Source organism: Pseudomonas sp. LB3P25 (assembly GCF_054897985.1).
Genome location: NZ_CM142711.1, coordinates 6,803,652 through 6,820,900 on the forward strand (window position 1 = coordinate 6,803,652; position 17,249 = coordinate 6,820,900).

Genomic DNA, 17,249 nt, shown 5'->3' on the forward strand with positions numbered 1-17,249 from the left:
CGCTCCCACAGGGGTTACAGCGCGACGTGCATAAAGCTTTGTGACTGCGCCAATGCAAACGGGCTGAACACCTGCCAGGTCTGCTCACGCTGAAACTGGCCTTGGATGAATGGTGCAATCGCGCCGCTCAAGCTATCTACCGGTTCCAGACTGTCCTGGGCAAAGTGCTGCAAGCCGAAAACCTCATCGACCATCAACCCGGCAAACACGTCGTTATGCTCCACCACCAAGACCCGGCGCTGCTTGCGCGCTGCTGACAGCTCATGCCCAGGCTCATTACCAGAAAAGAAGCCGCACAAGTCGATGATCGGCAACAGACGCCCGCGCAGGTTGGCTACGCCCTTGACCCAGGGTCTGACCCCCGGCAGCTGGGTACACCTCGGCTCGTGCAGGACTTCGCTGACTTCACCCATGGGCGCGACGTACCAGTGCTCGCCCAGACGGAAGCCGATGCCGCTCCAACTGTCTTGTCGGGTCGGCTGGGACGGCAAATCCGCCGCGAGCAGACGACAGCGCTGGTCGATCTGCAGCAGCAGTTCGAAAGCCGTCAGCGACTCGGTCATGGCCGGACGATCAACCAGCCAGCACGTTGTTCAGGGTCTTGATCAGGGTGTCTTCGTCGACCGGTTTGGTCAGGTAGTCCTTGGCGCCCTGGCGCGTGCCCCAGACCTTGTCGGTTTCCTGATCCTTAGTGGTGATGATGATCACCGGGATGTGCCCGGTTTCCGGGTCTTTGGTCAACTGGCGAGTCGCCTGAAAACCATTGAGGCCGGGCATGACGATGTCCATCAGCACTGCGTCGGGTTTTTCCTGACGGGCCAGAGCCACGCCGTCGGCGCCGTTTTCGGCTTTCAACACTTCATGACCGTGCTTTTCCAGCATGCCGGTCAGTTTGTACATTTCAGTCGGCGAATCATCGACGATCAGAATACGTGCCATGGTCTTCCCCATTCTTGTCGACGCCGGGCCCGCTGGCCGAGCGTCACTGTGCGTGTCCTACTGCGGCAAAACGGCGGCGAAGCCCGGTACATGGGCCTGGATCGCGTTCAGCAGTTCTTCCTTGCTGAAAGGCTTGGTCAAAAACTGGTCGGAGCCGACGATACGCCCCTTGGCCTTGTCGAACAGCCCGTCCTTGGACGACAGCATAATCACTGGCGTGGACTTGAACGCACTGTTGTTCTTGATTAAAGCGCAGGTCTGATAACCATCCAGACGCGGCATCATGATGTCGACAAAGATGATGCCGGGGTGATTGTCGGCAATCTTGGCCAGGGCATCGAAACCATCGATGGCCGTGATCACTTCACAACCCACGTTTTTCAATAACGTTTCGGCGGTGCGGCGAATCGTTTTCGAATCGTCGATCACCATGACCTTCAAGGCGCTGGAATGCTGTTCCATAAATGCTCTGCCGTCGCCTTTGCGAATCAAATTGTCCATTTCCGATAACCGGAGGCTCGAAACCCTTGATGTTCAAGGGCCAGCGCGATATGGCAGCCTTTTTAGCACAGTCTCCAAAACCAATCTATCGGCCGACCTTGGCGGTGGTTTTTCCTTGACCGGGAACACACTCAGCGCCACTCTGACGCCACTTTTGCAGGTCACTGCGACCCACCCAATTTCGAGGAAAAACCCATGAGCGTTCGTGTCGGGATTGTCATGGACCCTATCGCCAGCATCTCCTATAAAAAGGATAGCTCGCTGGCCATGCTGCTGGCCGCACAGAAGCGCGGCTGGGAACTGTTCTATATGGAACAGGGCGATTTATACCAGGCCGAAGGCGAGGCGCGGGCGCGGATGCGTCCGTTGAAAGTCTTCGCCAACCCGCAAAAATGGTTCGAACTGGAAGCCGAGACCGACGCGCTGCTGAGCGATCTGGACGTGATCCTGATGCGCAAGGATCCGCCGTTCGACATGGAGTTTGTCTACTCCACGTACCTGCTGGAACAAGCCGAGCGTGCTGGCGTATTGGTGGTCAACAAGCCGCAAAGCCTGCGTGACTGCAACGAAAAGCTGTTCGCCACGCTGTTCCCGCAGTGCACGCCGCCGACCATCGTCAGCCGTCGCCCGGATGTACTGCGTGAATTCGCCGATCACCACGGCGACGTGATCCTCAAGCCGCTGGACGGCATGGGCGGTTCGTCGATCTTCCGTCACACTGCCGGCCACCCGAACCTGTCGGTGATCCTCGAAACCCTGACCCTGCACGGCAAACAGCAGATCATGATTCAGGGTTATCTGCCGGCCATCGTTGATGGTGACAAGCGCATTCTGATGATCGACGGCGAGCCGGTGGATTACTGCCTGGCGCGGATTCCTGCCGCTGGTGAAACCCGTGGCAACCTCGCCGCCGGTGGCCGTGGCGAAGCCCGACCGCTGACCGAGAAAGATCGCTGGATCGCCGCACAAGTCGGCCCGACCCTGCGCGAAAAAGGCCTGCTGTTCGTCGGTCTGGACGTGATCGGCGAGCACCTGACGGAAATCAACGTCACCAGCCCGACCTGTATTCGCGAGATTGATAATGCGTTTGGCACCGACATCGGCGGCCTGCTGATGGATGCCATCGATCAGAAGCTCAAGGCTCGTTGATAGAGAACAGCCAAGAAACGACCAACATTGCGTTATCATCCGCGGCCTGTGAAAAACGCGATGTTGGTTTTTTTGTCATGACGCTCCCGTCCGATCTGCCCGCTGAACTCGCCCATCGTGGCGTGCGCCCGGCTGATCGCCTCGGTTTTACCCTGTTTCTCGCGGCGCTGATTCACCTGGCCTTGCTGTTGGGCGTCGGCTTTACGATGGTCGAACCCAAGCAAATCAGCAAAACCCTGGAAATCACCCTCGCCACCTTCAAAAGCGAAAAAAAGCCTGAAAAAGCCGATTTCCTCGCTCAAGAGAATCAGCAAGGCAGCGGCACCCTGGATAAAAAGGCGATTCCCAAGACCACCGAGGTCGCGCCCTTCCAGGACAACAAGGTGCAGAAAGTCACGCCACCGCCGGCAGTCAAGCCTGAAGTGCAGGAAGCCGCACCCAAGGCAGCCGTGACGACCGTCGCGCCGAAGCCAAAAAAGGCCGCGGCCAAAACCGAAGAACTCAAGACCGTCACCAAACCCGCAGTCGCCGCGCCGACGTTCGACAGTGAACAGCTGTCCACCGACATCGCCAGCCTGGAAGCGGAACTGGCCAACGAACAACAGTTGTATGCCAAGCGCCCACGCATCCACCGCCTGAGCGCCGCGTCGACCATGCGCGACAAGGGCGCCTGGTATAAGGACGAGTGGCGCAAAAAGGTCGAGCGCATCGGCAACCTGAATTACCCCGACGAAGCGCGACGCAAGCAGATCTACGGCAATTTGCGCCTGATGGTTTCGATCAACCGCGACGGCTCGCTCTATGAAGTGCTGGTGCTGGAGTCGTCCGGGCAACCGCTGCTGGATCAGGCCGCCCAGCGCATCGTACGGCTGGCGGCGCCGTTTTCACCGTTTACCGGAGATTTGTCGGATATCGATCGGCTGGAAATCATCCGGACCTGGAAGTTTGCCCGTGGGGACAAGCTCTCCAGCAACTGACACCCCACAAATCCCCCTTGTGGGAGCGAGCCTGCTCGCGTATGCGGGTGCCAGACAACATTAATGTCACTGACACTCCCTCTTCGCGAGCAGGCTCGCTCCCACATTTGATCCCGGTTGATTACAGGATTGGGGCATTTCCTGTGCATCCTCAGCTTGTCAGTTTGCCCCTCCAACGCCACACTAGCGCTCATGAAGAACGTCAGCCCGAGCTACCTCAAGCATCAGTTCCTGATCGCCATGCCTCACATGGTCGACCCGAACTTTGCGCACACCTTGACCTACATCGTCGAGCACACGGCCAATGGTGCCATGGGTCTGGTGGTCAATCGTCCGCAGGACCTCAACCTGGCCGATATCCTCGAACAACTGCGCCCTGACATCGAACCGCCGGTGCTCTGCCAGCATGTGCCGATCTTCATCGGCGGTCCGGTGCAGACTGATCGCGGTTTTGTTCTGCACCCCTCGGGGCAGAGTTATCAGGCCACCGTTGAGCTCGATGAGAAACTGGCCCTTTCGACCTCCCAGGACGTGCTGTTCGCCATCGCCGACGGCGTCGGTCCGGCGAAAAGCCTGATCGCCCTCGGATACGCTGGCTGGGAAGCCGGGCAGCTGGAAGCCGAACTGGCCCAGAACGCCTGGCTGACTTGCCCGTTCGATGCCGATATTTTGTTCAACACCAGCAGCGAACTGCGCCTGGAAGCAGCAGCCAAGCACCTGGGCGTCAATCTTAGCCTGCTGACCAGCCAGGCGGGGCACGCCTGATGGCCCTGCGCCTGATTTTGGGTTTCGATTACGGCACCAAACAGATCGGCGTGGCGGTCGGCCAGGTGATTACCGGCCAGGCCCGCGAGCTGTGCACCTTGAAGGCACAAAACGGTATTCCCGACTGGAATCAGGTCGAAGCCCTGATTAAAGAGTGGAAACCCGACGCCGTGGTGGTTGGTCTGCCCTTGAACATGGACGGCACGCCGAGCGACATGTGCCTTCGCGCCGAGAAATTCGCCCGTCGCCTCAACGGCCGCTACAACCTGCCCTTCTATACCCACGATGAACGCCTGACCACGTTCGAAGCCAAGGGCGAGCGCCGTGATCGTGGCGGACAAAAGGGCAGCTACCGCGACAACCCGGTCGACGCCATCGCCGCCGCCCTGCTGCTGCAAGGCTGGCTCGATGAAAACACCGCACTGTTCGAGTCCTGACTGCATCCAATTCTGAAGAGCCGCTGCAAGCGACTCTCTATAGCGAAAACCCGAGCCACCCCTTAAGCGCTTTACCCCAAAAGCAGGGCTCGGGCCCAAGAAGGAGCAACCATGAGCCTGCCCAATCCCGTTGAACTGATCAGCCAGATGGCGACCCGGCTTGACGCCTATCTGGCCAAACGTGGCATCAGCGAACCGCGCTACATCGGTATTCGTACCGGTGGCGTCTGGGTCGCCCAGGCGTTGCTCGATGAACTGGGCAGCGACTCGCCCCTCGGCACCCTGGACGTCTCCTTCTATCGCGACGACTTCAGCCAGAACGGCCTGCACCCGCAAGTGCGCCCGTCCGCCCTGCCGTTCGAGATCGAAGGCCAGCACCTAGTGCTGATCGATGACGTGCTGATGAGCGGCCGGACCATCCGCGCCGCCCTGAACGAACTCTTCGACTACGGTCGCCCGGCCAGCGTGACGCTGGTGTGCCTGCTGGACCTGGACGCCGGCGAGCTGCCGATCCGCCCGAACGTGGTCGGTGCAACCCTGTCGTTGGCAGCCCACGAACGGGTGAAACTGTCCGGCCCGGAACTCAAGCTCGAACTGCAAGACCTCGCCCTTTAATTCGCCCTATTGAGAGTCCCCCTCGCGATGACGCCTCTAGAAACCAAGCGCCCGCTGCAGCTCAATGATCAGGGCCAGCTGCGCCACTTCCTCTCGCTCGACGGTTTGCGCCGCGAGCTGTTGACGGAAATCCTCGACACTGCCGACTCGTTCCTCGAAGTCGGCGCCCGGGCGGTGAAGAAAGTCCCGTTGCTGCGCGGCAAGACCGTGTGCAATGTGTTCTTCGAAAACTCCACCCGCACCCGCACCACCTTCGAACTGGCGGCCCAGCGGCTGTCAGCGGACGTGATCACGCTGAACGTGTCCACGTCGTCGGCGAGCAAGGGCGAAACCCTGCTCGACACCCTGCGCAACCTGGAAGCCATGGCCGCTGACATGTTCGTCGTGCGTCACGGTGATTCCGGCGCAGCACACTTCATCGCCGAACATGTCTGCCCGCAAGTGGCGATCATCAACGGCGGCGACGGCCGTCACGCCCACCCGACCCAGGGCATGCTCGACATGCTCACCATCCGCCGGCACAAGGGTGGCTTCGAAAACCTTTCGGTGGCCATCGTCGGCGACATCCTGCACTCGCGGGTCGCGCGCTCGAACATGCTGGCGCTGAAAACCCTCGGTTGTCCGGACATCCGCGTGATCGCGCCGAAAACCCTGCTGCCGATTGGCGTCGAGCAATACGGCGTGAAGGTTTACACCGACATGACCGAAGGCCTGAAAGACGTCGACGTGGTGATCATGCTGCGCCTGCAACGTGAACGCATGACCGGCGGCCTGCTCCCGAGCGAAGGCGAGTTCTACCGCTTGTTCGGCCTGACCACTGCGCGCCTGGCCGGGGCCAAACCGGATTGCATCGTCATGCACCCGGGACCGATCAACCGCGGTGTGGAAATTGAGTCGGCGGTGGCCGACGGCCCGCACTCGGTCATCCTCAATCAAGTCACCTACGGCATCGCGATTCGTATGGCCGTGCTGTCCATGGCCATGAGTGGGCAAACTGCCCAGCGCCAAATCGAGCAGGAGAACGCCCAGTGAAGCTCAGCATTCTCGGCGCCCGCGTCATCGATCCGGCCAGCGGCCTGGATCAAGTTACCGATATCCATATTGAAGCCTGCAAGATCGTCGCCCTTGGCGCCGCACCGGCCGGTTTTGTCGCCGTCGACACCCTCGACGCCAAAGGCCTGATCGCCGCCCCTGGGCTGGTTGACCTGAACGTCGCCCTGCGCGAGCCGGGCTACAGCCGCAAAGGTTCAATCGTCAGCGAAACCCGCGCCGCCGCGGCCGGTGGCGTCACCAGCCTATGCTGCCCGCCGAAAACCAAACCGGTGCTGGACACCTCGGCCGTGGCCGAATTGATCCTCGACCGCGCCCGCGAGGCCGGCAACACCAAAGTGTTCCCGATAGGCGCCCTGAGCAAAGGCCTGGACGGCGAACAGCTGGCCGAACTGGTCGCCTTGCGCGATGCCGGTTGCGTGGCCTTCGGCAACGGCCTGGACAGCTTCCGCAACACCCGCACGCTGTGCCGGGCGCTGGAATACGCCGCAACATTCGACCTGACGGTGATTTTCCACTCTCAGGACCATGACCTGGCCGAAGGTGGCCTGGCCCACGAAGGCCCGACCGCCAGCTTCCTCGGTTTGCCGGGCATTCCCGAAACCGCCGAAACCGTGGCTCTCGCGCGGGATCTGCTGCTGGTCGAACAAAGTGGCGTGCGTGCGCACTTCAGCCAGCTCACCAGCGCCCGTGGCGTGGCGCTGATCGCTCAGGCCCAGGCTCGCGGACTGCCGGTGACCGCCGATGTGGCGTTGTATCAGCTGATCCTGACCGACGAAGCGCTGATCGACTTCAGCAGCCTCTATCACGTCCAGCCGCCGCTGCGCACCCGCGCCGACCGCGACGGCCTGCGTGCAGCAGTGAAATCGGGTGTGATCTCGGCCATCTCCAGTCATCACCAACCCCACGAGCGGGACGCCAAACTGGCGCCGTTCGGGGCCACCGAACCGGGCATCAGCAGCGTTGAACTGCTGCTGCCGCTGGCGATGACGCTAGTGGAAGACGGTTTGCTGGATCTGCCAACGTTGTTGGCGCGCTTGAGCGCCGGACCTGCCGAGGCGTTGCGCCTGCCGGCGGGCAAACTGGCGGTAGGTGGACCGGCGGACATCGTGCTGTTCGATCCGGCAGCTTCGACCGTGGCCGGTGAGACCTGGCTGTCCAAAGGCGAAAACTGCCCGTTCATTGGCCACAGCCTGCCGGGGGTGGTGCGTTACACCCTGGTGGATGGACGCATTAGCCACCAGGCTTAAGACTGTGGCGAGGGAGCTTGCTCCCGCTGGGCTGCGCAGCAGACCTGTTTTGGGGTCGCTTCGCGACCCAGCGGGAGCAAGCTCCCTCGCCACAACTTACTGGAAAGCACCTCTGTTCTGCGCATTGCGAATCGACACCTGGTCATTCAGCGTCCAGAAGTCATACAGCACCCCAAGAAAAAACAACCCGCCCGTCACCAGGTACAGCAATCCGCTGATCCACTTTCCCTGATACATCCGGTGTACGCCGAATACCCCAAGAAACGCCAGCAGAATCCACGCCACGTTGTACTCGATAGGTCCGGCGGTGAAACGCAGGTCCGCTTCACGGTCCATGGCCGGGATCAGAAACACGTCGATCAGCCAACCGATACCCAACAAACCCAAGGTGAAGAACCAGATCGTCCCCGTCACCGGCTTGCCGTAATAGAAGCGGTGAGCGCCGGTAAAACCGAAAATCCACAGCAGGTAACCAATCACTTTGCTGTGCGTATCTTGATGCGGAACGGGCTGTTGATAGGTGTTCATGAAGGACCTCGATTCACACGATAGATAAATATTCTTTAAATCTTTGTGACTTTTTTACAGGTTGCCGACGTATGGCAAATGCTACTGTCTCTCCCGTCAAAGCCTTATAACACCTGACTTGTGTCCGACAATCGCGTCCATTTTCTGCTTATTTGGTTCCGTTGACCCCAAGGTTGAATCGACCAACGGCCTCGGAAGGGGCAAAAAAGCTGTTATAAAGTTGCGCGCTAACTTATATGAGCCTTGCCTAATGCGTCCATTTTTCAAGACATGGCTAACCATTTGCCTTTTGATGCCACTGGCCGCCCACGCCACCAATCGTGAGCAACGTCTTCCTAACGTTAATGGTTACACCCAAAAATCCCATGTTTCTGCTCCTTCGAGCAAAAACAAACAGACCGTAAAACGCGCTCCCCAGCTGAGCAGCAACAAAAGCAGCCTGATACCGCCAATGGCGGCCAAGGAAAGCAGCAACGTGCTGAGCCGCGCAGTCAACGTCCTCGGTACTCCTTACCGTTGGGGCGGCAGTAGCCCAAGTAAAGGGTTCGACTGCAGTGGCCTGGTGAAATACGCGTTCAACGACGCCACGTTTGACCTGCCGCGCACCTCTAACGCCATGGCCAGCGGTCATGGGGAGAAAGTCGATCGCAAGGATCTGAAGCCTGGCGACCTGATTTTCTTCAACATAAAGAGCCGTCGGGTCAATCACGTTGCCATCTACCTGGGCAACGACCGCTTCATCCACGCACCCCGTCGTGGCAAGTCGGTGAGCATCGACACGCTGAAGAAACCCTACTGGGAAAGCCACTACGTGGTTGCCAAGCGGGTTATGCCGAAAGAGAAGAACGCCATACAGGTTGTTCAACGCTGATTTGAAATCCCGGGTTTGACCCGGGATTTTGCTTTGAACATGATGCCCTCTTCGCGAGCAGGTCGAATCGTCGCTCCCACACTGGAATGCGTACCCCTGTGGGAGCGAGCCTGTTCGCGAAGGCGTCTTTGAATTCGATACAAGTCCCCCTCAGAAGTTATCCGGCGAACGCGCCTTCTCCCGTGCGTGCTCGCGACTGATCAACCCCTTGGTCACCAGCTCCTTCAAGCACATATCCAGCGTCTGCATCCCCAGCCCTCCCCCGGTTTGAATCGACGAGTACATCTGCGCCACCTTGTCTTCGCGGATCAAGTTACGGATCGCTGACGTGCCGAGCATGATTTCGTGGGCCGCGATCCGCCCACCGCCGATCTTCTTGACCAACGTCTGCGACACCACCGCCAGTAACGACTCGGACAGCATCGAACGGACCATCGACTTCTCGTCCCCCGGAAACACGTCCACCACCCGATCGATGGTTTTCGCCGCCGATGTCGTGTGCAGCGTGCCAAACACCAGGTGACCGGTTTCGGCGGCGGTTAATGCCAGGCGAATGGTCTCGAGATCCCGCATCTCCCCCACCAGAATCACGTCCGGGTCCTCCCGCAGGGCCGAGCGTAGAGCCGTGGCGAAACTGCGTGTATCGCGATGGACTTCACGCTGGTTGATCAAGCATTTACGCGACTCGTGGACGAACTCGATCGGGTCTTCGATGGTGAGGATGTGGTGATGGCGATGGGTGTTCAGGTGATCGATCATCGCCGCCAGGGTGGTGGATTTTCCGGAACCGGTCGGCCCGGTCACCAGCACCAGCCCCCGCGGCGCTTCGGTAATCTTGCGAAACACTTCCCCCATACCAAGGTCGTCCATGCTCAGGACCTTGGACGGAATGGTCCGGAACACCGCGCCAGCACCACGATTGTGGTTGAACGCGTTAACCCGAAAACGCGCCACGCCGGGCACGTCAAAGGAGAAGTCGGTCTCCAGGTGTTTCTCGAAGTCCACCCGCTGAGTGTCGTTCATGATGTCGTAGATCAGCGCCTGCACCTGTTTGTGGTCCAGGGCTGGCAGATTGATACGCCGCACATCGCCGTCGACCCGAATCATCGGGGGCAGGCCGGCAGACAGATGCAAGTCGGATGCGCCCTGTTTCGCGCTGAAAGCCAGCAGCTCAGTGATATCCATAGCGTTCCTCAATTCCAGTAGAATGCCGCGAACCTTCAGACCGCCGGCGCCTGATCCTCGCCTGATAAAGTCGCCGAGCGATGATCAGGCAAGGCAAAAGTCGGCGAAGAAGCGGAGTTGACGTCAGTCAATGAGCATTCTGAGTCGACTTTTAACGCCGCATGATCGAGTGCAGGCACTTTTCAGGCAGGATTTGATGTCCACGATAGCAGACAACATTGCTCAGGTTAGTTCACGCATCCACGCTGCCGCCCTCGCTGCACAGCGCGACGAAGACAGCATCCAGCTGCTGGCCGTGAGCAAGACCAAACCCGCCGAAGCCCTGCGCGAAGCGTATGCCGCGGGGCTGCGCGACTTTGGCGAGAACTACCTGCAGGAAGCCCTGAGTAAACAGCTCGAATTGGCCGACCTGCCCTTGATCTGGCACTTCATTGGCCCCATTCAATCGAACAAGACTCGCGCTATCGCCGAGCACTTCGCTTGGGTGCATTCCGTGGATCGTTTGAAAATCGCACAACGCCTGTCCGAACAACGTCCTGCCGATTTGCCCCCACTGAACATTTGCATCCAGGTCAACGTCAGCGGTGAAGACAGCAAGTCCGGCTGCACCCCGGACGACCTGCCGGCCCTGGCCAATGCCATCAGCGAACTGCCTCGCATCAAGCTGCGCGGGTTGATGGCAATTCCCGAGCCGACCGAAGATCGCGCCGCCCAGGATGCCGCTTTTGCTGCCGTGCAGCGCCTGCAAACCAGCCTGAACCTGCCGCTCGACACACTTTCCATGGGCATGAGCCACGACCTTGAGTCGGCCATCGCCCAAGGCGCCACCTGGGTCCGCATCGGTACGGCCCTGTTTGGCGCCCGCGACTACAGCCAGCCATAACATGGCTGACTCACCACTCTATAAGGACCTGACATGAGCAAAACTCGTATTGCCTTTATCGGTGCCGGCAACATGGCCGCCAGCCTGATCGGTGGCCTGCGCGCCAAAGGTCTGGACGCCGCGCAGATCCGCGCCAGTGATCCCGGCGCTGAAACCCGCGCTCGCGTGAACGCTGAACACGGTATCGACGTGTTCGCCGACAACGCCGAAGCCATCCAGGGCGCCGAAGTTGTCGTACTGGCGGTCAAACCCCAAGCGATGAAGGCCGTCTGCGAAGCGATTCGCCCAAGTCTCAAGCCGAATCAACTGGTGGTCTCGATTGCTGCTGGCATCACCTGCGCCAGCATGAACAACTGGCTCGGCGCCCAACCGATCGTGCGTTGCATGCCCAACACCCCGGCGCTGCTGCGTCAGGGCGTGAGCGGTTTGTTCGCCACGGCTCAAGTGACTGCCGAACAACGCCAGCAAGCTGAAGCGCTGTTGTCGGCCGTCGGCATTGCCCTGTGGCTGGACGAAGAACAGCAACTGGACGCAGTCACCGCCGTTTCCGGCTCTGGCCCTGCGTACTTCTTCCTGCTGATCGAAGCCATGACCGCCGCGGGCGTGAAACTTGGCCTGCCACCGGAAACCGCTGCACAACTGACCCTGCAAACCGCTTTGGGCGCTGCTCACATGGCCGTGGCCAGTGACGTCGACGCTGCGGAACTGCGCCGCCGCGTGACGTCGCCTGCGGGCACGACGGAAGCGGCGATCAAGTCGTTCCAGGCCGGCGGCTTCGAAGCCCTGGTAGAAAAAGCACTCGGCGCCGCGGCGCACCGCTCGGCCGAGATGGCCGAACAATTGGGTCAATAAGGAGCCTTACATGATTGGATTGAACACTGCAGCGGTCTACGTGCTGCAAACCCTCGGCAGCCTGTACCTGCTGATCGTGCTGCTGCGCTTCGTGCTGCAACTGGTACGCGCGAACTTCTACAACCCGCTCTGCCAGTTCGCCGTGAAAGCCACCCAGCCGCTGCTCAAGCCACTGCGCCGGATCATCCCGAGCATGTTCGGCCTGGACATGTCCTCGCTGGTACTGGCGATCCTCGTGCAACTGGCGCTGATGGCCCTGACCCTGCTGCTGACTTACGGCACCACCGGTAACCCGCTGCAATTGCTGATCTGGTCGCTGATCGGCGTGACCGCGCTGTTCCTGAAGATTTTCTTCTTTGCCCTGATCATCAGCGTGATTCTGTCGTGGGTCGCACCGGGCAGCCACAACCCTGGCGCCGAACTGGTGAACCAGATTTGCGAACCGGCCCTGGCGCCTTTCCGCAAAATCCTGCCAAATCTTGGCGGCCTGGATATTTCGCCGATCCTGGCATTCATGGTGCTCAAGCTGATCGACATGCTGGTGATCAACAACCTCGCGGCCATGACGATGATGCCGGAAATCCTCCGCCTGCTGATCTGACCCGGTGAGCTACTTTCGCTGGGACGGTGACGACCTGATTCTGGAATGTCACCTGCAACCGGCGGCCCGCAGCGATGATTTCTGCGGGCTGCATGGGGATCGATTGAAGATTCGCCTGACGGCGCCGCCGGTTGAAGGCAAGGCCAATGCGTATTTGATGGCGTTTCTGGCCAAGGCGTTTGGGGTTTCCAAGAGCCAAGTCAGTTTGATTAGCGGCGAGTTGAACCGGCAGAAACGGGTGCGGATTTGCTCGCCGAAGAAGCTGCCGGATTTACCGGGTTTGGTGCAGCGTTCGCTTTGATTGGGTATCGCTTCATAAAGCCACCCCTCACCCCAGCCCTCTCCCCATAGGGGAGAGGGGAAAGGGAGCAGATCGGGGACTTTTCAGAGCCTGAGTTCGGCTCAATATTTCAGGTCGATGTAGCTTGGCCAAACACCTCGGTCAGTCCCCTCTACCCTCTGGGGAGAGGGTTAGGGTGAGGGGTCGATCCAACGCCGAGCACCCATTTCCCAAACACCTCGGCCTTAGCTTGCTGCTAAAGGCAGCGGTCTTTAGACTTACGCCTCATTTCAACGAGAGCAGGGTCGATGCCAGCTGCCTTCCCCCCCGATTCTGTTGGTTTGGTGACGCCGCAAGTGGCGCACTTCAGCGAACCCCTGGCCTTGGCCTGCGGCCGTTCGCTCCCAGCTTATGACCTAATCTACGAAACCTACGGCACGCTGAATGCCGCGGCGAGCAACGCCGTGCTGATCTGCCACGCCTTGTCGGGTCACCATCACGCTGCCGGTTTCCACAGCCCCGACGACCGCAAACCCGGTTGGTGGGACAGCTGCATCGGGCCTGGCAAGCCGATCGACACCAACAAGTTCTTCGTGGTCAGCCTGAACAACCTCGGCGGTTGCAACGGCTCTACCGGCCCGAGCAGCCTCAACCCGGAAACCGGCAAGCCATTTGGCGCCGACTTCCCTGTGTTGACCGTGGAAGACTGGGTTCACAGCCAGGCGCGCCTGGCTGACCTGCTCGGCATCGGCCAATGGGCCGCCGTGATTGGCGGCAGTCTCGGTGGCATGCAGGCCATGCAGTGGAGCATCACCTACCCGGATCGCATTCGTCACTGCCTGGCCATCGCCTCGGCCCCCAAGTTGTCGGCACAGAACATTGCCTTCAACGAAGTGGCGCGCCAGGCAATCCTCACCGACCCCGAATTCCACGGCGGTTCGTTCCAGGAAGCGGGCGTGATCCCCAAGCGTGGCTTGATGCTGGCGCGGATGGTCGGGCACATCACGTACCTGTCCGACGACTCCATGGGTGAGAAATTCGGCCGGGGCCTGAAGAGCGAAAAGCTCAACTACGACTTCCACAGCGTCGAGTTCCAGGTCGAAAGCTACCTGCGTTATCAAGGCGAAGAGTTCTCCGGGCGTTTCGACGCCAACACGTACCTGCTGATGACTAAGGCGCTGGACTACTTCGATCCGGCGGCGAACTTCGACGATGACCTGGCGAAAACCTTCGCCAACGCCCAGGCCAAGTTCTGCGTGATGTCCTTCACCACCGACTGGCGCTTCTCCCCTGCCCGCTCGCGGGAACTGGTGGACGCGCTGATGGCGGCCAAGAAAGACGTCTGCTACCTCGAGATCGATGCTCCGCAAGGCCACGACGCCTTCCTGATTCCGATCCCGCGCTACTTGCAGGCGTTCAGCAACTACATGAACCGAATTTCGCTTATATGAGCCGTTATCACTTGGGGAGAAAGCCATGAGAGCCGATCTGGAAATCATCCAGGAATGGATCCCCGCCGGCAGCCGCGTGCTCGACCTCGGTTGCGGTGATGGCGAGCTGCTGACCTGGTTGCGCGATAATAAGCAAGTGACCGGCTATGGCCTGGAAAACGACCCGGACAACATCGCCGAGTGCGTGGCCAAGGGCATTAACGTTATCGAGCAGGACCTGGACAAGGGCCTGGGTAACTTTGCCAGCAACAGCTTCGACGTCGTGGTCATGACCCAGGCGCTGCAAGCCGTGCACTACCCGGACAAGATCCTCGACGAAATGCTGCGGGTCGGTCGCCAATGCATCATCACCTTCCCCAACTTCGGTCACTGGCGCTGCCGCTGGTACCTGGCGAGCAAGGGCCGGATGCCGGTGTCCGATTTTCTGCCGTACACCTGGTACAACACGCCGAACATCCATTTTTGCACCTTCGAAGACTTCGAAGCGTTGTGTCGCGAACGTGAAGCCAGGGTCATTGATCGGCTTGCCGTGGATCAACAGCACCGTCACGGGTGGGCCAGTAAGCTATGGCCTAATCTATTAGGTGAAATCGGTATTTACCGCGTCAGCAGCCCCGGGCTGCAAGACCACAAGGTCGCGGTCTGAGTCACGACACTTCGAGGAGAACGATCATGGGTCGTCTAGCGCTGTTTGTACTTACTGCCTGCCTGAGCGTCACCGCCATGGCCGCCGACGTCATCAAAGGCGAGCGCAAAGAAACCTTTGGCGATGTAACGGTGCACTACAACACCTTCAACTCCACCTTCCTGACACCGGACATCGCAAAAGCAGCGGGACTGACACGCAGCAAGAACCAGGGCGTGATAAACGTCTCCGTGCTCAAGGATGGCAAACCACTGACCGCTGACGTCAGCGGATCGGTGAAGGACCTGACCAGCCAGACCGTGCCGTTGAAGTTCAAACAGATCACTGAACAAGGCGCGATCTACTACATCGCCCAGTTCCCGGTCGATCAGCAGGAAGTCCGCACCTTCGACATCAAGGTGCAGAACGGCGATAAAATCAACACCATCAATTTCAACCAAGAGCTCTTCCCCGGCGAATGATCAACTTCACGCAACTCGTACTGGCCAGCCACAACGCCGGCAAACTCAAGGAACTTCAGGCCATGCTCGGCGAATCGGTGCAACTGCGCTCGATCGGCGAGTTCAGCAGCGTCGAACCTGAAGAAACCGGCCTGTCGTTCGTCGAAAACGCCATCCTCAAGGCCCGCAATGCCGCGCGCATCTCCGGCTTGCCGGCGCTGGCCGACGATTCAGGGTTGGCAGTCGATTTCCTCGGCGGTGCGCCGGGTATCTACTCGGCTCGTTATGCCGACGGTCAGGGCGATGCGGCGAATAACGCCAAACTGCTCGATGTGTTGAAAGACGTGCCGGAAGCCGAGCGCGGTGCGCAGTTCGTCTGTGTGTTGGCGCTGGTGCGTCACGCCGACGATCCATTGCCGATCCTCTGCGAAGGTCTGTGGCACGGCCGCATCCTGACCCAGGCCAGCGGTGAACATGGGTTTGGCTACGACCCGCTGTTCTGGGTGCCGTCGCGCGATTGCTCCAGCGCCGAGCTAAGCCCGAACGAAAAGAACCTCATCAGCCACCGCGCCCGTGCAATGGATCTGCTGCGCCAGCGTCTAGGCCTGATATGACCCATGAATCATCCGCGTCGCCGCTGATCTTCGGCGGCGACGCCCAATCGCCTCGGGCCGCCCTGCCTGTGCTGCCGCCCCTGGCGTTGTACATCCACATCCCGTGGTGTGTGCGCAAATGCCCTTATTGCGACTTCAATTCCCACACCGCCAGCCCGGTGTTGCCGGAAGAAGAGTATGTGGACGCGCTGCTGGCCGACCTCGATCAGGACCTGCATGCCGTCTACGGCCGTGAGCTGAGTTCGATCTTCTTTGGTGGCGGCACGCCGAGCCTGTTCAGCGCCGAGGCTTTGGGCCGTTTGCTCAAAGGCGTCGAGCAACGCATTCCGTTCGCCAGCGACATCGAAATCACGCTGGAAGCCAATCCGGGGACGTTTGAACAAGAGAAGTTCGTCGCCTACCGGGCGCTGGGCATCAATCGCCTGTCGATTGGCATCCAGAGCTTTCAGGAAGAGAAACTCAAAGCGCTGGGGCGGATTCACAACGGTGACGAAGCGGTACGTGCCGCCGGCATGGCCCGTCAGGCCGGGTTCGACAACTTCAATCTGGACCTGATGCACGGTTTACCCGATCAGTCCCTGGACGACGCCCTGAGCGATCTGCGCCAGGCCATCGCCCTGAAGCCGACGCACTTGTCCTGGTATCAGCTGACCCTGGAGCCGAACACGGTGTTCTGGAACCAGCCGCCGACGCTGCCGGAAGACGACACTTTGTGGGACATTCAGGAGGCCGGTCAGGCGCTGTTGGCCGAGCACGGTTACGCGCAATACGAAGTTTCGGCCTATGCCCAGTCCGGTCGCCCGGCGCGGCATAACCTCAATTACTGGAGTTTCGGCGATTTCATCGGCATCGGCGCCGGGGCTCACGGCAAACTCAGCCATCCGGACGGGCGCATCGTCCGTACCTGGAAGACCCGTCTGCCGAAGGACTACCTCAACCCGGCCAAAAGCTTCAAGGCTGGGGAGAAAGCCCTGACCAATGAAGAACTGCCGTTCGAGTTCCTGATGAACGCCTTGCGCCTGACCGAGGGCGTGGAATCGCGACTGTACCCGGAACGCACCGGGCTGAGCCTGGAAAGCCTCGCCGAAGGCCGCCGGGTCGCCGAACAAAGTGGCTTGTTGCAGGTCGAACCGTCACGTCTGGCGGCCACCGAACGCGGGCAACTGTTTCTCAATGACTTGCTGCAGACATTTCTGAGCTGATTTCAGCCTTAAG

22 protein-coding genes are annotated in these 17,249 nt (G+C 60.1%); 17 read left to right on the forward strand and 5 right to left on the reverse strand.

What is annotated here, in order from left to right; translation table 11 throughout:
- Window positions 1-14 precede the first annotated feature (14 nt).
- Genes ACYZTW_RS31315 through pilG form a run of 3 tightly spaced genes read right to left on the reverse strand, consistent with a single transcriptional unit; the run spans window position 15 to window position 1,401 of the window.
- Window positions 15-563, reverse strand: coding sequence for a chemotaxis protein CheW (locus ACYZTW_RS31315; protein ID WP_462003092.1), 549 nt, complete (start codon window positions 561-563; stop codon window positions 15-17).
- A 10-nt stretch (window positions 564-573) separates the two neighbouring features.
- Window positions 574-939 carry a twitching motility response regulator PilH gene (pilH, locus tag ACYZTW_RS31320; protein ID WP_007897961.1) on the reverse strand — a complete coding sequence of 122 codons (366 nt, stop codon included), beginning with the start codon at window positions 937-939 and terminating at the stop codon, window positions 574-576.
- A 57-nt stretch (window positions 940-996) separates the two neighbouring features.
- Entirely contained in the window at window positions 997-1,401 is a 405-nt protein-coding gene (pilG, locus tag ACYZTW_RS31325) for a twitching motility response regulator PilG (RefSeq protein ID WP_008152601.1), read from the reverse strand.
- Window positions 1,402-1,635: 234 nt separating this feature from the next.
- Between pilG and gshB the strand changes: the two genes are divergently transcribed.
- From gshB to ACYZTW_RS31360, 7 genes are all read left to right on the forward strand, one after another.
- Window positions 1,636-2,589 carry a glutathione synthase gene (gene gshB, locus ACYZTW_RS31330; protein ID WP_462003093.1) on the forward strand — a complete coding sequence of 318 codons (954 nt, stop codon included), beginning with the start codon at window positions 1,636-1,638 and terminating at the stop codon, window positions 2,587-2,589.
- A 77-nt stretch (window positions 2,590-2,666) separates the two neighbouring features.
- On the forward strand, window positions 2,667-3,566 hold the full coding sequence (locus ACYZTW_RS31335; RefSeq protein WP_462003094.1) for an energy transducer TonB: 900 nt from the start codon (window positions 2,667-2,669) through the stop codon (window positions 3,564-3,566).
- A 192-nt stretch (window positions 3,567-3,758) separates the two neighbouring features.
- On the forward strand, window positions 3,759-4,331 hold the full coding sequence (locus tag ACYZTW_RS31340) for a YqgE/AlgH family protein (protein ID WP_046045231.1): 573 nt from the start codon (window positions 3,759-3,761) through the stop codon (window positions 4,329-4,331).
- Entirely contained in the window at window positions 4,331-4,768 is a 438-nt protein-coding gene (ruvX, locus tag ACYZTW_RS31345; RefSeq protein WP_005792259.1) for a Holliday junction resolvase RuvX, read from the forward strand. Before ACYZTW_RS31340 ends, ruvX begins: the two co-directional genes overlap by 1 nt.
- Window positions 4,769-4,879: 111 nt before the next feature.
- Window positions 4,880-5,383 (forward strand): bifunctional pyr operon transcriptional regulator/uracil phosphoribosyltransferase PyrR, encoded by a 504-nt coding sequence (gene pyrR, locus ACYZTW_RS31350; protein WP_033060467.1) that lies wholly within the window; start codon window positions 4,880-4,882, stop codon window positions 5,381-5,383.
- 27 nt (window positions 5,384-5,410) lie between these two features.
- Window positions 5,411-6,415: an aspartate carbamoyltransferase catalytic subunit gene (locus ACYZTW_RS31355; RefSeq protein ID WP_462003095.1), complete on the forward strand. Its 1,005-nt coding sequence runs from the start codon at window positions 5,411-5,413 to the stop codon at window positions 6,413-6,415.
- Complete coding sequence (locus tag ACYZTW_RS31360; RefSeq protein WP_462003096.1) at window positions 6,412-7,683, forward strand: dihydroorotase; 1,272 nt, start codon at window positions 6,412-6,414, stop codon at window positions 7,681-7,683. The genes ACYZTW_RS31355 and ACYZTW_RS31360 overlap by 4 nt, the downstream gene beginning before the upstream one ends.
- Window positions 7,684-7,779: 96 nt before the next feature.
- Here ACYZTW_RS31360 and ACYZTW_RS31365 read toward each other — a convergent pair whose 3' ends face one another.
- Window positions 7,780-8,211: an NINE protein gene (locus ACYZTW_RS31365; RefSeq protein ID WP_462003097.1), complete on the reverse strand. Its 432-nt coding sequence runs from the start codon at window positions 8,209-8,211 to the stop codon at window positions 7,780-7,782.
- Window positions 8,212-8,461: 250 nt separating this feature from the next.
- Here ACYZTW_RS31365 and ACYZTW_RS31370 point away from each other — a divergent pair, with 250 nt between their 5' ends.
- Window positions 8,462-9,082 (forward strand): C40 family peptidase, encoded by a 621-nt coding sequence (locus ACYZTW_RS31370; RefSeq protein WP_462003098.1) that lies wholly within the window; start codon window positions 8,462-8,464, stop codon window positions 9,080-9,082.
- A gap of 150 nt (window positions 9,083-9,232) precedes the next feature.
- Here ACYZTW_RS31370 and ACYZTW_RS31375 read toward each other — a convergent pair whose 3' ends face one another.
- Complete coding sequence (locus tag ACYZTW_RS31375; RefSeq protein WP_462003099.1) at window positions 9,233-10,267, reverse strand: type IV pilus twitching motility protein PilT; 1,035 nt, start codon at window positions 10,265-10,267, stop codon at window positions 9,233-9,235.
- A 196-nt stretch (window positions 10,268-10,463) separates the two neighbouring features.
- Between ACYZTW_RS31375 and ACYZTW_RS31380 the strand changes: the two genes are divergently transcribed.
- The 9 genes from ACYZTW_RS31380 (at window position 10,464) to hemW (ending at window position 17,236) form a co-directional block, all read left to right on the forward strand.
- Window positions 10,464-11,150, forward strand: a complete 687-nt coding sequence (locus ACYZTW_RS31380) for a YggS family pyridoxal phosphate-dependent enzyme (RefSeq protein ID WP_462003100.1) — start codon at window positions 10,464-10,466, stop codon at window positions 11,148-11,150.
- Window positions 11,151-11,183: 33 nt separating this feature from the next.
- A complete protein-coding gene (proC, locus tag ACYZTW_RS31385; protein WP_462003101.1) occupies window positions 11,184-12,002 on the forward strand; it encodes a pyrroline-5-carboxylate reductase in 819 nt (272 codons plus the stop codon).
- 10 nt (window positions 12,003-12,012) lie between these two features.
- Window positions 12,013-12,603: a YggT family protein gene (locus ACYZTW_RS31390; RefSeq protein ID WP_017341276.1), complete on the forward strand. Its 591-nt coding sequence runs from the start codon at window positions 12,013-12,015 to the stop codon at window positions 12,601-12,603.
- 4 nt (window positions 12,604-12,607) lie between these two features.
- Window positions 12,608-12,904: a DUF167 domain-containing protein gene (locus tag ACYZTW_RS31395; RefSeq protein ID WP_033060477.1), complete on the forward strand. Its 297-nt coding sequence runs from the start codon at window positions 12,608-12,610 to the stop codon at window positions 12,902-12,904.
- A 287-nt stretch (window positions 12,905-13,191) separates the two neighbouring features.
- Window positions 13,192-14,334, forward strand: a complete 1,143-nt coding sequence (gene metX, locus ACYZTW_RS31400; RefSeq protein WP_462003102.1) for a homoserine O-succinyltransferase MetX — start codon at window positions 13,192-13,194, stop codon at window positions 14,332-14,334.
- 25 nt (window positions 14,335-14,359) lie between these two features.
- Window positions 14,360-14,980, forward strand: a complete 621-nt coding sequence (metW, locus tag ACYZTW_RS31405) for a methionine biosynthesis protein MetW (protein ID WP_008152632.1) — start codon at window positions 14,360-14,362, stop codon at window positions 14,978-14,980.
- Window positions 14,981-15,006: 26 nt separating this feature from the next.
- Window positions 15,007-15,441, forward strand: a complete 435-nt coding sequence (locus ACYZTW_RS31410; RefSeq protein WP_462003103.1) for a DUF4426 domain-containing protein — start codon at window positions 15,007-15,009, stop codon at window positions 15,439-15,441.
- The gene (rdgB, locus tag ACYZTW_RS31415; protein WP_282382291.1) at window positions 15,438-16,034 is read left to right on the forward strand and encodes an RdgB/HAM1 family non-canonical purine NTP pyrophosphatase; all 597 of its coding nucleotides are present in this window, start codon (window positions 15,438-15,440) and stop codon (window positions 16,032-16,034) included. The genes ACYZTW_RS31410 and rdgB overlap by 4 nt, the downstream gene beginning before the upstream one ends.
- Window positions 16,031-17,236 carry a radical SAM family heme chaperone HemW gene (gene hemW, locus ACYZTW_RS31420; RefSeq protein WP_462003104.1) on the forward strand — a complete coding sequence of 402 codons (1,206 nt, stop codon included), beginning with the start codon at window positions 16,031-16,033 and terminating at the stop codon, window positions 17,234-17,236. Before rdgB ends, hemW begins: the two co-directional genes overlap by 4 nt.
- Window positions 17,237-17,249: the final 13 nt, after the last annotated feature.

Bases quoted from the DNA above. Each gene is read 5' to 3' on its own strand.
- ACYZTW_RS31315 (WP_462003092.1), bottom strand. From the start codon at position 563: ATGACCGAGTCGCTGACGGCTTTCGAACTGCTGCTGCAGATCGACCAG.
- pilH (WP_007897961.1), bottom strand. From the start codon at position 939: ATGGCACGTATTCTGATCGTCGATGATTCGCCGACTGAAATGTACAAA.
- pilG (WP_008152601.1), bottom strand. From the start codon at position 1,401: ATGGAACAGCATTCCAGCGCCTTGAAGGTCATGGTGATCGACGATTCG.
- gshB (WP_462003093.1), top strand. From the start codon at position 1,636: ATGAGCGTTCGTGTCGGGATTGTCATGGACCCTATCGCCAGCATCTCC.
- ACYZTW_RS31335 (WP_462003094.1), top strand. From the start codon at position 2,667: ATGACGCTCCCGTCCGATCTGCCCGCTGAACTCGCCCATCGTGGCGTG.
- ACYZTW_RS31340 (WP_046045231.1), top strand. From the start codon at position 3,759: ATGAAGAACGTCAGCCCGAGCTACCTCAAGCATCAGTTCCTGATCGCC.
- ruvX (WP_005792259.1), top strand. From the start codon at position 4,331: ATGGCCCTGCGCCTGATTTTGGGTTTCGATTACGGCACCAAACAGATC.
- pyrR (WP_033060467.1), top strand. From the start codon at position 4,880: ATGAGCCTGCCCAATCCCGTTGAACTGATCAGCCAGATGGCGACCCGG.
- ACYZTW_RS31355 (WP_462003095.1), top strand. From the start codon at position 5,411: ATGACGCCTCTAGAAACCAAGCGCCCGCTGCAGCTCAATGATCAGGGC.
- ACYZTW_RS31365 (WP_462003097.1), bottom strand. From the start codon at position 8,211: ATGAACACCTATCAACAGCCCGTTCCGCATCAAGATACGCACAGCAAA.
- ACYZTW_RS31370 (WP_462003098.1), top strand. From the start codon at position 8,462: ATGCGTCCATTTTTCAAGACATGGCTAACCATTTGCCTTTTGATGCCA.
- ACYZTW_RS31375 (WP_462003099.1), bottom strand. From the start codon at position 10,267: ATGGATATCACTGAGCTGCTGGCTTTCAGCGCGAAACAGGGCGCATCC.
- ACYZTW_RS31380 (WP_462003100.1), top strand. From the start codon at position 10,464: ATGTCCACGATAGCAGACAACATTGCTCAGGTTAGTTCACGCATCCAC.
- proC (WP_462003101.1), top strand. From the start codon at position 11,184: ATGAGCAAAACTCGTATTGCCTTTATCGGTGCCGGCAACATGGCCGCC.
- ACYZTW_RS31390 (WP_017341276.1), top strand. From the start codon at position 12,013: ATGATTGGATTGAACACTGCAGCGGTCTACGTGCTGCAAACCCTCGGC.
- metX (WP_462003102.1), top strand. From the start codon at position 13,192: ATGCCAGCTGCCTTCCCCCCCGATTCTGTTGGTTTGGTGACGCCGCAA.
- metW (WP_008152632.1), top strand. From the start codon at position 14,360: ATGAGAGCCGATCTGGAAATCATCCAGGAATGGATCCCCGCCGGCAGC.
- ACYZTW_RS31410 (WP_462003103.1), top strand. From the start codon at position 15,007: ATGGGTCGTCTAGCGCTGTTTGTACTTACTGCCTGCCTGAGCGTCACC.
- rdgB (WP_282382291.1), top strand. From the start codon at position 15,438: ATGATCAACTTCACGCAACTCGTACTGGCCAGCCACAACGCCGGCAAA.
- hemW (WP_462003104.1), top strand. From the start codon at position 16,031: ATGACCCATGAATCATCCGCGTCGCCGCTGATCTTCGGCGGCGACGCC.